We start from the raw sequence: 14,290 nt of genomic DNA on the forward strand, positions 1-14,290 counted from the left end.
AGTAGTCTGTGCGCACATCATCCTTCAATAGAGATGGGGTGAGGGGCCATCGGACCTAGGTCTTACTGTGGGGCAGTGAGAAGGAACACATCGGTACTGTCACCCGCGACGCCCGGCAGAAGGACCTCGTGCGTTTGGAAACTGAAACGCCCGGGGGCGCCTTACGGAGATATCTCTCGGAAAAAGTAAGGCGCACCTGGCATTATCAGATCGCTCTTCGGCGTGACCTCGACACGCAGCTTCGTGATCTTCCGCTCCTTCACGTCGAGCGCCCAGAACTCAATAGGCTTCTCCGGTGCCGCGAGCTTCACACGCACCTGCCAGGGATACATCTCTTTTACCGGTACGTCCTGCACATTGCCGAACTCGTAGTCGAGACCATAGATGCGTAGCAGGTGCTTCGGCGCGTATTGGCCAAGGCTGATGACGCGGCCCTCTTGCACTAGCAGGATAGCATCCACGGGCTGGCCAACGTTGAAGCGGGCATAGCCCTTGAGATCCAGCGTGCCATCTTCCAGCAGGCGGGCTTCGGTCACATCCGCTTTCTCCTGAGGCAGAGGTTTCTTCTCCCGGACAAAGTGACTCAGCTCGGGCGTGCTCAGCGGTTTCGTGCGGAGGAGATTGAGACTCTGGAGCGTGTTGATGGCATCCAGTACATTCCAGTTTTTCTTCACCATGTCGAGGGTCTCGATGCTGATGAGACCGCGCTGCTCATTGAGGTGCGGCATGAAGATCTGCAAGACCTGCGCCTGCCTTCGAGCGAGGTGCCACTGGTGGGTGAGGTGCAGGCCGTATTGCCACACGGGAATCTGCGCGACGCAGAAGGCGGTGATGGCGACGACTCCCAAGGTGCCCACGAAACTCTGCCCACCGGTCTTGAGTTCCGGCAGTTCATCGGGATGCTTCTCGCGCCAGCGTTCTCCGGCGCGGCGGAAGACGGTGCCGAGTGTCGCGGTGATGGCGATGCCTGCGACCAGCAAGTACTGGCTCGCGGCAAGGTAACGTGGCGTCACGGCGCGATGCTCACCGATGTCTGACGCGCGCTTACTCACGAGCAGGCCGATCACCACGACGTACAAGGCCAGCGCCATCCACGGCAACACGGCTTTCAGCAGGCGTGCGCGCAGGGTGAAGAGAACCAGCACCGCGATCCAGGCGACGGTCCATTTGCCCATCGTCACGGCAGTATCGAGCGGGTGGTCCACAAACGGTGAGCGCGCGAACCAGGTGCCGAGGAAGGCGAAGAAGAAGTTCAGCGCGGCCTTGAGCCGTCCCCCCTCAAGCAGACTGCCACCCGTTTCGAAGGCGTTGTCACCCGGTTTGAGGTTGTAGGCGTGATACGCCACGTTGATGAAGTTCGTGAAGTAGCAGCCGATGGTGACACCCGCGATCACCAGCCAGATAGCGGAAAGGATGAGGCGCTGCTTCACGCTGCCGAGCGTGGGCTGGAAGAGGAAGATTCCCAGCATCACCGGCCACACGCCGATGCCGTGCGCGAAGCTGTGCGTGGCCATTTCTGCCAGCACGACCGCGCCAGCGAAACGCAACCACACGCCCGCGGTGCTGGGTTGTTCACGGGGATTCAGCAGGAGCAGGCAGCCGAGCACCCCGGCCATGGGAATCGCCGCCCACATGGCGGAGCCCCAGAGCAGAATCTGAAAGTGCATGGGGCAGAAGAGCAGCAGGTTGAACGCAAACATCAGCGGCCAGCGCCACGGTGAATTCCCCATGGTGCGGCCCAGCAGGAACCAGAGCATGACGGCATTCGCGGTGAAGATGAGGAGCGCCGCGTAGTTCTCCCAACGGAAGTCCCCGCCGCTCAGGTGGGACATGGCGATGATCATGAGCCGCGGCACCACGATGCGGTGCTGGATCTGCGGCGCGTAGAGGTCATGCCAGGTGAGCGTGCCGTCGTGCCACTTTTTCAGCAGGGGGGCATTCTCCCACATGTCCCAGCAGCCGACGTCCACGGCCGTGTGTTTCATGAGGAAGGCCGCGTACAGCGCGGGGGAAAAGACCAGTAGGAAAAGCAGGCAGCGAAGAAAAAGGCTGCGGGGCGGGAGGTCGGTGGCCTGGTTCATGGGAGAGTGCCGGACCGAGTATTAGCATCAGGTGGGGTATCGGCACGAACCTTTTGCCATGTCTGGGTCGGCTTGACGGGGCGGCATTGTCCCGTAGAATCCCGCGGTTTGCTTGGATTTTTATGGTAAAAGTTTCCTCCTCCCTTCAGCCGAGGGTTCTCTCCGGTCGGCGGTTGGGGTGTGGCCTGGCGGGATTCGCGTGGCTCTTGAACATGGCATCGATGTGGGCGGCGGGAGTGCCCGAGCAACCGGACTACAACAAGCACGTCCGGCCCATCCTGGCAGCGGCCTGCTTCAAATGTCACGGCGCCGATGAAAAGCAGCGTAAAGGCAAGCTGAGGCTGGATGACCGCGCCGCTGCCGTGGACAAGCACGCCATCGTGCCCGGCCAGCCGGACGAGAGCGAGTTGGTCAAACGCATCCTCACTTCCGAAGAAGATGAGGTGATGCCCCCAGTAAAGGAGCACAAGGACCTCACGGTGGAGCAAAAGGAAATCCTGCGCCGCTGGATTGCCGGGGGTGCGGAATATAAGAAGCACTGGGCCTTCATCCCGCCGGTGAAAGCTGAGGTGCCGGAGGTTGCCGGGATGGACGGCTCCGACGTGCATGCCATCGATGCCTTTGTACTGCAGCGTCTCCGTGACGAGCATCTGCAGCCTGCCCCTGCGGCGGCGAAGGAGCGCTGGCTGCGGCGGGTGACTCTGGACCTCACGGGCCTTCCGCCTTCGCTGGAGGAAATCGATGCCTTCCTCGCGGATGGCTCACAAGAGGCCAAGGGCAAGGTGGTAGACCGTCTGCTGGCGGACAAAAACTTCGGCGAGCATCTGGCGACGGACTGGCTGGATGTGGCGCGGTATGCGGACACGTACGGGCGCCACGAAGACGCGGAATCCGCTGTGTGGCGCTATCGCGACTGGGTGGTGGATGCCTTCAACGCAAACCTGCCGTACGACCAGTTTGTCGTCTGGCAGACGGCAGGAGACCTTCTGCCCAATCCCACGCGTTCGCAGTATATCGCCACGGCGTTCAACCGTCTCGTGCAGCAGTCCAATGAGGCGGGGAGCAATGAAGAGGAGTTCCGCCAGGAGCACGTGGCGGATCGCGTGAAGACGAATGCCACCGCCTTCCTGGGCCTCACCATGGAGTGCGCTCGCTGCCATGATCACAAGTATGACCCGATCTCCATGCGGGACTACTACAGCTTCTCCGGCTTCTTTAATAACATCGATGAGCTCGGCCTCTTCGCGCGGCAGACGGCGGGCATCCCATCCCCTTCGCTGCTCATCCTGGCTCCCGGGGACGAGACAAAGCTGACGGCGATCCAAAAGCAGATCACGGAAAAGCAGAAGGAACTGGCTGGCATTCGTGATGGCGCGAAGGAGCGCTTCAAGAGCTGGTGTGAGTCCAATGGCATGCCTGGCGTGGCCAAACCGGTGGCGTATTATGATTTCGCCACGCTCAAGGGGAAGAAGGCCTCAGACAAGAAGATGCTCTATGATCTGGTGCATCCGAGTGAAGCTCCCGCCACCGTGAGACAGACTCCGCAGGCGATTTCCCACGGCGAGAATACCGCCATCCGCTTCCAGAATGACAACACCATGGAAATGCCGGAGACGGTGGGAGCCTTCCGTCGGAGTGATGCGTTCTCACTTGCGTTCTGGTTCGAGAACATGGTGGACCAAGAGAAGGCGGTGCTGGTGCATCGCACACGCGGCGCGCTGGATGCGGCCTCACGTGGTTATGAGGTCACGCTCAATCATGGACACGTGGAGTTTTCCCTGGCGCACTTCGCTCCGGGAAACTCCATCCGCATTCGCAGCAAGAATGTCCTGCCGCTGAATCAGTGGATGCATCTGGCGGCGAGCTATGATGGATCGAGCAAGGCCGCGGGTCTTAAGCTCTTTCTCGATGGCAAGCCGATGGAGTGTGAGGTGGTGCGTGATAACCTGTATCGCGACATCCTGTATCGGAAGGAGTGGGGTGATTTTGATGACTCCAAGATTCAGGACAACGGCACGCCGGTGATCAAGCTGTCGCTCGCATGGCGGTATAATGATATGGGGCTGAAGGATGGCGCCTTTGATGAGTTCATGGTCTTTGACCGCGCGCTCACCCAGCCGGAAGCAGCGACCCTCGCCGGCACCGCGACCGCGGCGCCGGAGCGAGGCTGGTGGGACAAGCTTTGGGGGAATCATCCCATGCCGGCGAACATCGACGACTGGCTCGATGCCTGGCTGCGCGACACGGATGATGCGTGGAAGAAGGCCGCCGCCCAGCTGTACACGCTTCGCACGCAGGAGGATGATCTGATCAATAGTGCGGATGAAATCATGGTCATGCGTGAGCAGACACAGCCGCGCCCGACGCATGTGCTGACACGGGGACAATTTGATCAGCCGGGAGATGCAGTCACTCCAGAGACGCCTTCCGCGCTTCCTCCCATGGCCGCGGGTTTGCCCAAGAACAGGCTCGGTCTCGCGCAGTGGATGGTGGATCGGCAGAATCCCCTGACGGCACGTGTGGCGGTGAACCGGATGTGGCAGCACTTCTTCGGCATGGGACTGGTGGCCACGCAGGAGGACTTTGGGATTCAGGGGGAATTGCCTTCCCACCCTGAGCTGCTGGACTGGCTGGCGTGTGACTTCATGGAGCATGGCTGGGACATGAAGCGCCTGTGCCGCATGATCGTGCTCTCGCAAACGTATGGTCAGAGCGCGATACCCGCGGACCGCGCGCTGGAAAGCAATGACCCGCAGAACCGGCTGCTCGCCCGAGGCCCGCGCCATCGCATGACTGCGGAAGAGGTCCGGGACACCGCGCTGGTGGTGAGTGGTCTGTTGATGCGGGCCAGCGGTGGCGCGCCGGTGAAGCCGTATCAGCCGGAGGGACTGTATGAGGACTCCGGCATCCAGGCGCACTACACGCAGGATCATGGCGACAGTCTCTGGCGTCGCAGTCTCTACACCTTCCGCAAGCGCACCATGCCTCCGCCGAACATGATTGTGTTCGATGCTCCCTCGCGTGAGTTCTGCCGTGTGCGGCGTGAGTGCACGAACACGCCCCTGCAAGCGCTGACGCTGTTGAATGATCCGCAGTTCCTGGAGAGCTGCCGGGTGTGCGCCGAGCACGAGTTGCAGCAGCATCCCCGCGATCTGGATGCCTGCATCGCGGAATCCTTCCGCCGCTGGACTTCACGAGCCCCGAAGGCAGAGGAGCTGGCGGTGCTGCGAAAGTTGTTTGATGAAGAACGCGCGTGGTATGCGGCGCATCCCCAGGAGGCAGCCGACGTGCGCCGTGCCAACGGCGAGGCGGCGGTGGATGCATCCCTGCCGGATGCGGATGTCGCGGCGCTGACAGCCGTGGAGCGCGCGCTCCTGTGTGATGATGAAACGCTTGTGATCCAGTGACTGCATTTGCATGAACCCCGCGCTCAATCGCCGCCATTTCCTGAACCGTCTCACCCAGGGGCTGGGTGGCATCGCGCTGGCGGATCTCCTGGGTGGAGTGGCTCATGCGGCAGGGGAGGGCACGCCGGGATTGCCCGGCTTTCCCCACTTCCCGCCGAAGGTGAAGCGGGTGATCTTCATGTTCATGAGCGGGGGCATGACCCAGCATGAGACCTTTGACTACAAGCCAGAGTTGCAGAAGCGCTTGGGACAGGAGTTGCCTGATTCCTACAAGAGCGGAAGGCAGGCCCTGCTGGGCATGTCCGGCAACCAGGCTCAGTTCCCGCTGGTAGGGTCGGCGTTCAAGTTTGCCCAGCATGGCCAGAGCGGTGCGTGGGTGAGTGAGGCCCTCCCTCATCTGGCGAAGATGGCGGATGACATCTGCTTCATCAAAAGCATGAAGTCGGACGCGGTGAATCATGATCCCGCGATGACCTTCATGCACACCGGCGCGCAGTTGCCGGGACGTCCCAGCATGGGAGCCTGGGTCACGTACGGGCTCGGCAGTGAGAATGCGAACCTGCCTTCCTTCGTGGTGCTGGTGAGCAAGAGTGGCTTCGACCAGCCGCTTTCCACGCGCTTGTGGGACAGTGGATTCCTGCCTTCGCAGTATCAGGGCGTGCAGTTCCGCGCGGCGAAGGATGCCGTGCTGTACCTGGGCAATCCCAAGGGTGCGACACAGGAGAACACGAGGCATATCCTCAATGCCATGCAGTCGCTGGCGAAGGTGAAGGATGGTCCCGAGACGGAAATCCACGCGCGCATGGAGCAGTTTGAGATGGCCTTCCGCATGCAGACCTCCATCCCCGGCGTCACGGATCTCTCGGGTGAACCAGACAGCGTTTTTGAAATGTATGGCCCAGAGTCGCGCAAGCCGGGCAGCTTCGCTTCAAACTGCATCCTGGCGCGTCGGTTGGCCGAGAAGGGCGTGCGTTTTGTGCAGCTCTTCCAGCCGAACTGGGACATGCACGGTCACATTGTGCGTGATTTGACGAAGAGCACCACCATTGTGGACCAACCCGCTGCCGCGCTCCTGCAGGATCTCAAGCAGCGTGATATGCTGAAGGACACACTGGTGGTCTTCGGCACGGAGTTTGGCCGCACGCCCTACAGCCAGGGCCGTCTGCGTGGGGATCCTCCGGACTATGGCCGTGAGCATCATCGCGACTGTTTCACCATGTGGATGGCGGGCGGCGGGGTGCGTGGAGGTATCACGCATGGCGCCTCGGATGAACTCGGTTTCGGTGTGGCCCAGGATCCGGTGACTGTGAATGACCTGCATGCCACCATGCTACATCTGCTGGGGGTGGACCATGAACGGTTCACCTACCGCTTCCAGGGACGCGATTTCCGTCTCACGGATGTGGCGGGAAATGTCGTGCGCCCGATTCTTGCGTAGGCGGGAGTTGCGCTTGCATCCCCCGCGCCTTGCCTGACTTTGCCCCACCGTTCATGAGCGTTGTCCCCGCCTCCCATCTCCCCAAGCTCTGCGTCGTCATTCCCTGCTACAACGAGGAGGAATCCATTCCTGTGCTCGTGGAGAAACTGACGCCGGTGCTTGAGGCGGAGACGGGCGGCTCATGGGCCATCCTCTTTGTGGACGATGGCAGTCGGGACTCGACGGCCAGTCTCATTTGGGCTTTGCATGAAAAGGATGCCCGGTATCAGGGCGTGCGCCTGAGCCGGAATTTCGGCCACCAGCCCGCGGTATGGACCGGCATTCAGCATGCGCGAGGTGAGTGCATTGGTGTCATTGATTGTGACCTGCAGGACCCTCCGGAGGTGCTCATGGAGCTTTATCGCAAGGTGGTGAACGAAGGCTTCGACGTGATCTCGGGCGTGCGTGGCAAACGTGAGGAATGCCCCTGGTGGCTGCAACTCGCGTACCGCACCTTCTATCGCGTCATGAACTGGCTCGCCGAGCATGACTACACGCTGGACAGCGGCGACTTCTGCGTGGTGAACCGTCGCGCGCATGAAGCGCTCAAGCGTCTGGGCGAAGCGACCCCCGTGCATCGTGGTTTGCGCTCGTGGGTGGGCTTCAAGCAAAGCACGGTGAGCTACCAGCGCCCGCCGCGTCTTCATGGCCAGAGCAAGTACAACCTGCGCCGCCTCACGGTGCTGGCCATGAACAACCTGGTGAACTTCAGCACGGCACCGCTCCGGCTGGCGACCTTTGTGGGTCTGTTCATGGGCGTGATCACGCTCTTCGCCGCCGGCCTGTTCCTCGCGAACCGTGTGTTTCCCTCCTTCTCGCTTTTTGGATACTATGTCGGTGAGAACGCCGGTACCGCGACCCTGGTGCTGTACCTGTCCTTCATCGCCAGCGCCCTGTTCTTCTGCATCGGCATCTTGGGGGAATACCTCGCGGTGGTGGTCAAGGAAGTGAAGAAGCGCCCGGTGGCCGTGGTGGCGGAGGTGACGGAGGAAAATTCAAATCGAGGGTGAGCATGGAACCCGGTTCGGAAGAGGAAGAATTGGACCGCAGGCTTCTGGCGGCCTTGGAGGCTTACGCTGCGGGCGAACGTGGACAGCCTGCTGAACTGGTGTTTCAGAGGCTTCGTAAAGACTATGGTCTTCCGAGTGAGGTCGAATGAGGGGCGGGATGTTGTCCCCCCCAGTGAATGGGAGGCATGGCTGATAGTCCAGATTCCCTTGCTCCCCGGCCCCTCGCGTGCTTAGTGGGCCGTCCCAAGCCCCCTATGGGAGTTTGCGGACATTGCGATATGCCGACCGCTCCCGATGAACAAGCTTAAGGACTCCCTCATCCGGGTCTGGCCGGCGTTGCGTCTTTTTCTCCGGTGGCTGCTGGTGCTGCTGCCCGTCGCGGGACTGTTTCTGCTGATTCGCGAGTATGCGGTGAACATCCCCTTCCTGGATGACTGGATGTACATCTCGATGTTCGAGAAGGAGCGGGCGGGCACGTTGACGCTGCACGATTTCTTCATGGTGCAGATGGAGCACCGCATGGCCTTTGTGCGGGGCATGATGCTGGTGTTCTACAAGCTTCTCCCCGGGAACTGGACGATCCAGATGTTCTTCTCGTGGCTGCTTCTAGGGCTCACGTATGTGAATGTGGCGGTGCTTTTCAAGAAGACGACCGGGAGGGCTTTCGCAGCCTGGTGGCCATTGCTGGCGCTCGCCGGGCTCGCCATCTTCTGCCCGGTGCAGTACCGGATTGTGCTGTGGAGCATGATGTTCCAGGTGGCGGCGCTGGGCTTCTTCCTGAGCGGCGCGCTGCTGGCGATTGTGAGCAATCTGCCGCTGTGGCTGCGCTGGGTGATTGGCATTGTGTGCGCGAGTCTGGCCACGCAGTCCTTCGCCTCCGGTATCCTGGTGTGGCTGCTGCCGCTGCCCCTCGTATGGTTCACCCCGGCGGTGAAGGGCATGCGGGCGCGGACGGTTTTCACCGTGCTCTGGCTCGTGGTTTTCGGAGTGACGATGAAGCTCTACTTCACCAATCTGGTGAACGAAGTGGAGCCCATGTTCGCCTACAAGCAGGGCGAAGAGGAGACCATGCGCAAGGACGTGAAGGGCATGATCTCCAATCTGGATCATACGACTGCCTATGTGTTCCGTTTCCTGGGGAATCACCTCTGCCGTGGCTCCAGTTTCTCCATGATGGACGTCAGCCTCGTCATCGGTGGCGCGTCATTTGCCCTGTATCTCGCGGCATTCGGCTATCTGGTAGGAAACTGGCGTCGCGAGGAACTCCGTGGGCAGCTCGGCCCATGGCTGATGTTTGGCGCGTACTCAATCGGCACCGGGGTGCTGGTGGCGATGGGACGCAGTTGGGCCTCCAGCACGGGGGACAACGCCATTGCCCCACGGTATGTGATTCACGCGGTGCCGCTGACAGTGGCCCTGATTGCGCTCATCTGGATCATCGCGCAGGACATTCTCAAACGCCGGCCGGAGTGGCAGGGCGGCATCCAGCGTTTCATCCAGGGAAGTGGCATGGCGCTTCTGGCGGTGCTCATCCTCTCCTGGGCGCAGGGCTGGAGGTTGATGGACATGTGGCATTCCTCGCGCCTGCGCGGTGCGGTGAATACCCGCTTCTTCAATGCGCTCTACCAGGTGGAGGATGCGGTCCCGGCCAATCGCGACCATGCCCGTCGCGCGGAAAAAATGGGACTGCTGAACCCTCCGATGCTGAAGGACTGCATGCTGTCGAACTTCAAGCTGCAACCCTCGCTGCTCAGTTCCACCACCGCGAACTTCCGATCCATGAAGATCGAGCAGGAGGAGGTGAAGAAAGGCCGGGACAAGGACAAGGACAAGGGTAAGGAAAAGGAAGGCGAGGAGTCCCAAAACACGGCGGCTGAAGGCCAGCCCAATGCTGGGGTGGAGCAGCGGTACGTGGCCCGGGTGGAAGGCTTCGCCTGCCTGCGGGGTCGCGATCGCGTGGCGGATGGGGTATTTTTCACCCGACGCATCCCGGAGACCGGAGACTGGGAGATCTTCCACGTCGTGCAGGTGAGTGGCATGCCGCTCTTCCTCTTCGAGATGCTGAACAAGGATACCCAGTTCGTCCACGTGCCCAGCGGACACATCGCGCAGGATGGCCTGGCGGGATTCACCGGGAGCTTCGTCATGACGCAGCTTCCTCCCGGGGTGCACGACATCATGGCATGGGCCTATGACGCGCACGAGGACAGCGTGTACCCCATGGCGCCCTTCTACCAGCTCGATAACCGGTCGGAGGTGCCTCGCGTGAAACGGCTGGGCATGGATCCCGCGGCGGTGCACATCGACAAGTTCCTCGGCAAGGGTGGCAAGCCCGCGCCCAAGGAGGAGGCAAAGGAAAAGACGGTCGCTGAGTAGCAGGCAGCCGGAGCGCTCGCCCGGGAAAAATGCAGAATGCCTGCTCTCGCATTTGGTGCTGGTGTTGTTGATCAGAACGGCGGGCTAGGTGCGTACATCACGCACGCCATGCCCGACCCTTCCTGCTCTGTCACCACCCGCCGCCGCTGGCTGGGTGGGGTTGCCTCCCTCTTCACGGGGAGCGTGCTCGCCGCACCAACTGCCGGGACGACGGCTGCGGGTGCTGGAGGCAAGGCCTTCCGCTTCGTCCACATGACGGACATCCACGTGCAGCCAGAGCGTGGTGCGGTGGAGGGGCTCAAGCAGTGTCTGCACTCGGTGAATGCGCTGCCTGAGGCGCCTGATTTCTGCATCACGGGCGGGGACTTGATCATGGATGCCCTGGAGGTGGGACCGGATCGGCTGAAGCAGCAGTGGCAGATCTTTGACGAGTGCATCCAGACGCTGGAGAAGCCGGTATATCATACCCTCGGGAATCATGATGTGGTGGGATGGTCTGCGAAGTCGGTCATCATGCCCGGCGAGACGGACTACGGGAAGAAGCTCTTCTCCGACCGCTACGGCCAGGGTCGCACGTACCGGAGCTTTGACCACCAGGGCTGGCATTTCATCCTGCTGGATTCCATCGGCCAGGATCCGGTGACGCGCGATTACCTCGGTTGGGTGGATGAGGAACAGCAGGCGTGGCTAAAGGCTGACCTGGAAAAGGCCGGCACGTCCACGCCCATCGTCGTGGTCACCCATGTGCCTTTCTACAGTGTGTGGGGACAGATGAATGGCGACCCGCGGAAGGGCGAAAGTCCGCGAGGTCTTGTGAACAACGCGCATGTGCTGCGCAAGCTCTTTGCCCCCTACCAAGTGAAGCTCGTCCTCAGCGGGCACGGCCATGTGCTGGAGCGCATCGACTTCCACGGCACCTCGTACATTCAGGGCGGGGCCGTGTGCGGCATGTGGTGGAAGGGCCCTGTCTTCGGTAATCCGGAGGGCTTCGGGGTCGTTACCTGCCATCCGGACGGAACTTTCGCCTACGATTACCACGGCTACGGGTGGAAGGTGGTAAAAGCATGAGTTTGAACTAATGAATGGTTGAGTTTTTCTAGAGTAAGGGTATTGCCTACGCCGCCTTTTCCTCCTTCTTTTTCGCCCCAGGCAATGCGCATTCTGCTCGCCCTCGACAAATTCAAAGGCTCGCTCACTGCCAAGCAGGCGGCGGATGCCGTGACGCGCGGGCTGCAGCGCGGAGGGGTGGATGCGGACATCGAAATCTGCCCGATAGCCGATGGCGGTGAGGGCTTTACAGAAGCTATCATCACAGCCCTTGGCGGGCAGTGGCAGGAAGCTCCGGCCCACGATGCCCAGGGTCGGCCGGTCATGGCCCGGTACGGGCTGATCCGTCACGACGACCATCTGGAGGCCATCATGGAGATGAGCGCCGCCTCGGGGCTCGCCCTGGTGAATGACCTCCCCCTCGACCCGGCCACGGCCAGCACGGCGGGCACCGGGGAAATGATGCTGCACGCCATGCAGCACGGGGCGCAGCGGATTCTCATTGGCATTGGCGGTAGCGCCACGAATGACGGAGGCACCGGCATGGCCTCGGTGCTGGGGTGCCAGTTTCTGGGTGAAAATGAGCAGCCTGTGGGACGGCTGCCTGGGGACCTGGACAAGGTCCGCCGCATCGCCAAGGAACGCATGCTGAACTGCGAGGTCGTGGTGGCCTGCGACGTGTCCAACCCCCTTCTCGGCGAGCACGGATGCACCCAGGTGTATGGCCCGCAGAAGGGTGTGAAAGATGTGGCCTACTTCGAAGGGCGCATGACGCGGCTCGCGGACATGGTGACGCGTGACCTGGGCTGTGACCATCGCAACAACTCAGGCGCCGGCGCCGCAGGTGGTCTTGGCTTCGGCCTCATGAGCTTCTGCGGTGCGCAGCTGAAGTGCGGTTTTGATTTGGTGGCAGATGTCACTGGCCTGCTGGAGCGCGTGAAGCGGGCAGATATCGTGATTACCGGCGAGGGCAAGCTGGACGCCCAGACTCTGCACGGGAAAGGCCCCATGGGCGTGGCCGAGATGGCCCGGGATGCCGGGAAGCCCGTCATTGGCGTGGGTGGCATCATTGACGACAGCGAAGGATTGCGCAGCCGTTTCCAGGCCCTCTGGCAGGTGAAGCCGGAGGCCATGGCCATCCCCGAAGCCGTGGCGCGTGCGGCAGAACTGCTGGAGGAAACGGTGGCCAAACACAGTGGCGAGATTGTCCATCTTGTGCGCCAGGCGTAACGCTGGACGCGGAATCCACTTTTATTTGCGCCCGGCCCGGCAAGAGGCTAGAGCCAGCGGTCTATGAGCAAGAAAGTCGTGTTGTTGTTTGCCGGTCAGGGCGCGCAGAAGGTGGGCATGGGCCAGGATCTCGCCGGCGCCTCCCCGAAGGTGAAGGCCATGTTTGACCGCGCCAACGAAGTGCTCGGCTTCAACCTCACGGACACGATGTTCAACGGTCCGATTGATGAGCTCACACGCACCTCGCGCTGCCAGCCCGCGCTGTATGTGCACGGCCTTGCCGTTCTGGAAGCGCTGAAGGAGCGTGTGCCTTCCCTCGATATCGCCGCATGTGCAGGACTTTCGCTGGGGGAATTCACCGCCCATGCCGCGGCGGGCACCTTTGATTTCGAAACCGGCCTCAAGCTGGTGTTCCAGCGCGGCAGCTTCATGGAAGAAGCTTGTGAAGAGACGAAGGGCAGCATGGCCGCGCTCATTGGCGGTGAAGAGTCCGCCGTGCGTGACCTCGCCGCCGAGTGCAATGTGGATGTGGCAAACCTGAACGCGCCGGGACAGATTGTGCTGAGCGGCAGCGTCGAAGGCATCAAGCAGGCTGTGGCGAAGGCGAAGGAGAAGGGCATTCGCAAAGCGGTGGAACTCACCGTGGCCGGCGCTTATCACAGTCGCCTCATGAGGTCCGCACAGGACAAGCTGGCCGCCGTGCTGAAGACCACTCCGGTGCAGATGCCGAACGTGCCGGTGGTCAGCAACTACGAAGCGGATGTCGTGACGAGCGACATCGTGATCAAAAGCACGCTGGAGCGCCAAGTCACCGGCTCCGTGCGCTGGTCCGAGTCCATGCAGCTTTTGTTGAAGGATGGAAACGACCTATTCCTCGAGCTCGGACCCGGCGGCGTACTCGCAGGCCTGATGGGCCGCATTCAAAAGGGCACGAAGGTGCTGACGATTGAGGACGTCGCGAGCCTGGACGCGGCGGTGGCGGAGCTGGGTGCGTAAGTCTTGTCAGTTATGACGACCGCAGCCCAAGTCTCTTCAAACACACTGCGGGAGGCGCTTGTGAAGTGGGAGAGGCTCCGGCTGTGGTACAACGCAGTGATGTTTATTGTTGGCTGGTCGATTTCCTACCACCTGAAGTGGCATATGGATCAGCAAGCAATGCTTGGGTATTGGGGGAGCGCTGTTCTCTTCGGCGTGACTGCCAATGTCTTCTTCACGCTGGGACCTGCATGTGAGTGTTACTGTCTCGCGTTTCGTAACAGGGGATTCGGAAGAGGTCGAATCGTCCTGTTCGTGCTGGGGCTGGGCGTATCACTGGCCGCAGCAGGTCTATTTTCTTTGTCTCTCACCCTGATGTACGGAGCGATTTTCGGAGGGCCGCGTTAGGTCGCACAGGAGTTGGGGATTGTCAGGGATTGAGCAATCCCCTAGTTTTTGTGCATGCAGCCGGTACCCAGCACGCATCAAGTGGCAGCCTCAAGTCCCCCGGTGATTCCATGGAGCCTGCTTTGGGTGCTGTACAATGTCGTGATTTGCTTCTTTGGCTGGTCTTTCTGGGAACTTGAGTCGTACAACAAGTTTCCCGGTGGAATGACCATCCTTGAGCCATGGGAATGGTGGATGCGGGTGATTGGAGTGTGGGGATTGGCGAATGCGTGCTTCGCA

General features: G+C 61.3%; 8 protein-coding genes. 7 read left to right on the plus strand and 1 reads right to left on the minus strand.

From position 1 onward, the window contains the following. Positions 1–161: 161 nt before the first annotated feature. On the minus strand, positions 162–2,081 hold the full coding sequence (locus G5S37_RS05760; protein WP_206026323.1) for a hypothetical protein: 1,920 nt from the start codon (positions 2,079–2,081) through the stop codon (positions 162–164). Between the two features lie 212 nt (positions 2,082–2,293). On the opposite strand from G5S37_RS05760, the gene G5S37_RS05765 reads away from it, so the two are divergent. The 7 genes from G5S37_RS05765 to fabD all read left to right on the plus strand — a co-directional run bounded on the left by G5S37_RS05765 (position 2,294) and on the right by fabD (position 13,624). After that, positions 2,294–5,488: a DUF1553 domain-containing protein gene (locus G5S37_RS05765; protein ID WP_240914807.1), complete on the plus strand. Its 3,195-nt coding sequence runs from the start codon at positions 2,294–2,296 to the stop codon at positions 5,486–5,488. A 10-nt stretch (positions 5,489–5,498) separates the two neighbouring features. Continuing rightward, entirely contained in the window at positions 5,499–6,926 is a 1,428-nt protein-coding gene (locus G5S37_RS05770) for a DUF1501 domain-containing protein (RefSeq protein WP_165201719.1), read from the plus strand. Positions 6,927–6,979: 53 nt separating this feature from the next. Further along, positions 6,980–7,975, plus strand: coding sequence for a glycosyltransferase family 2 protein (locus G5S37_RS05775; RefSeq protein WP_165201721.1), 996 nt, complete (start codon positions 6,980–6,982; stop codon positions 7,973–7,975). Positions 7,976–8,269: 294 nt separating this feature from the next. Further along, on the plus strand, positions 8,270–10,351 hold the full coding sequence (locus G5S37_RS05780) for a hypothetical protein (RefSeq protein ID WP_165201723.1): 2,082 nt from the start codon (positions 8,270–8,272) through the stop codon (positions 10,349–10,351). A 108-nt stretch (positions 10,352–10,459) separates the two neighbouring features. Continuing rightward, positions 10,460–11,419 carry a metallophosphoesterase gene (locus G5S37_RS05785; protein WP_165201725.1) on the plus strand — a complete coding sequence of 320 codons (960 nt, stop codon included), beginning with the start codon at positions 10,460–10,462 and terminating at the stop codon, positions 11,417–11,419. Between the two features lie 84 nt (positions 11,420–11,503). Then, positions 11,504–12,628, plus strand: a complete 1,125-nt coding sequence (locus G5S37_RS05790; protein WP_165201727.1) for a glycerate kinase — start codon at positions 11,504–11,506, stop codon at positions 12,626–12,628. A gap of 63 nt (positions 12,629–12,691) precedes the next feature. Further along, on the plus strand, positions 12,692–13,624 hold the full coding sequence (fabD, locus tag G5S37_RS05795; RefSeq protein WP_165201729.1) for an ACP S-malonyltransferase: 933 nt from the start codon (positions 12,692–12,694) through the stop codon (positions 13,622–13,624). The last annotated feature ends 666 nt before the right edge of the window (positions 13,625–14,290 follow it).

Source organism: Roseimicrobium sp. ORNL1 (genome assembly GCF_011044495.1).
Lineage (GTDB): Bacteria > Verrucomicrobiota > Verrucomicrobiia > Verrucomicrobiales > Verrucomicrobiaceae > Roseimicrobium.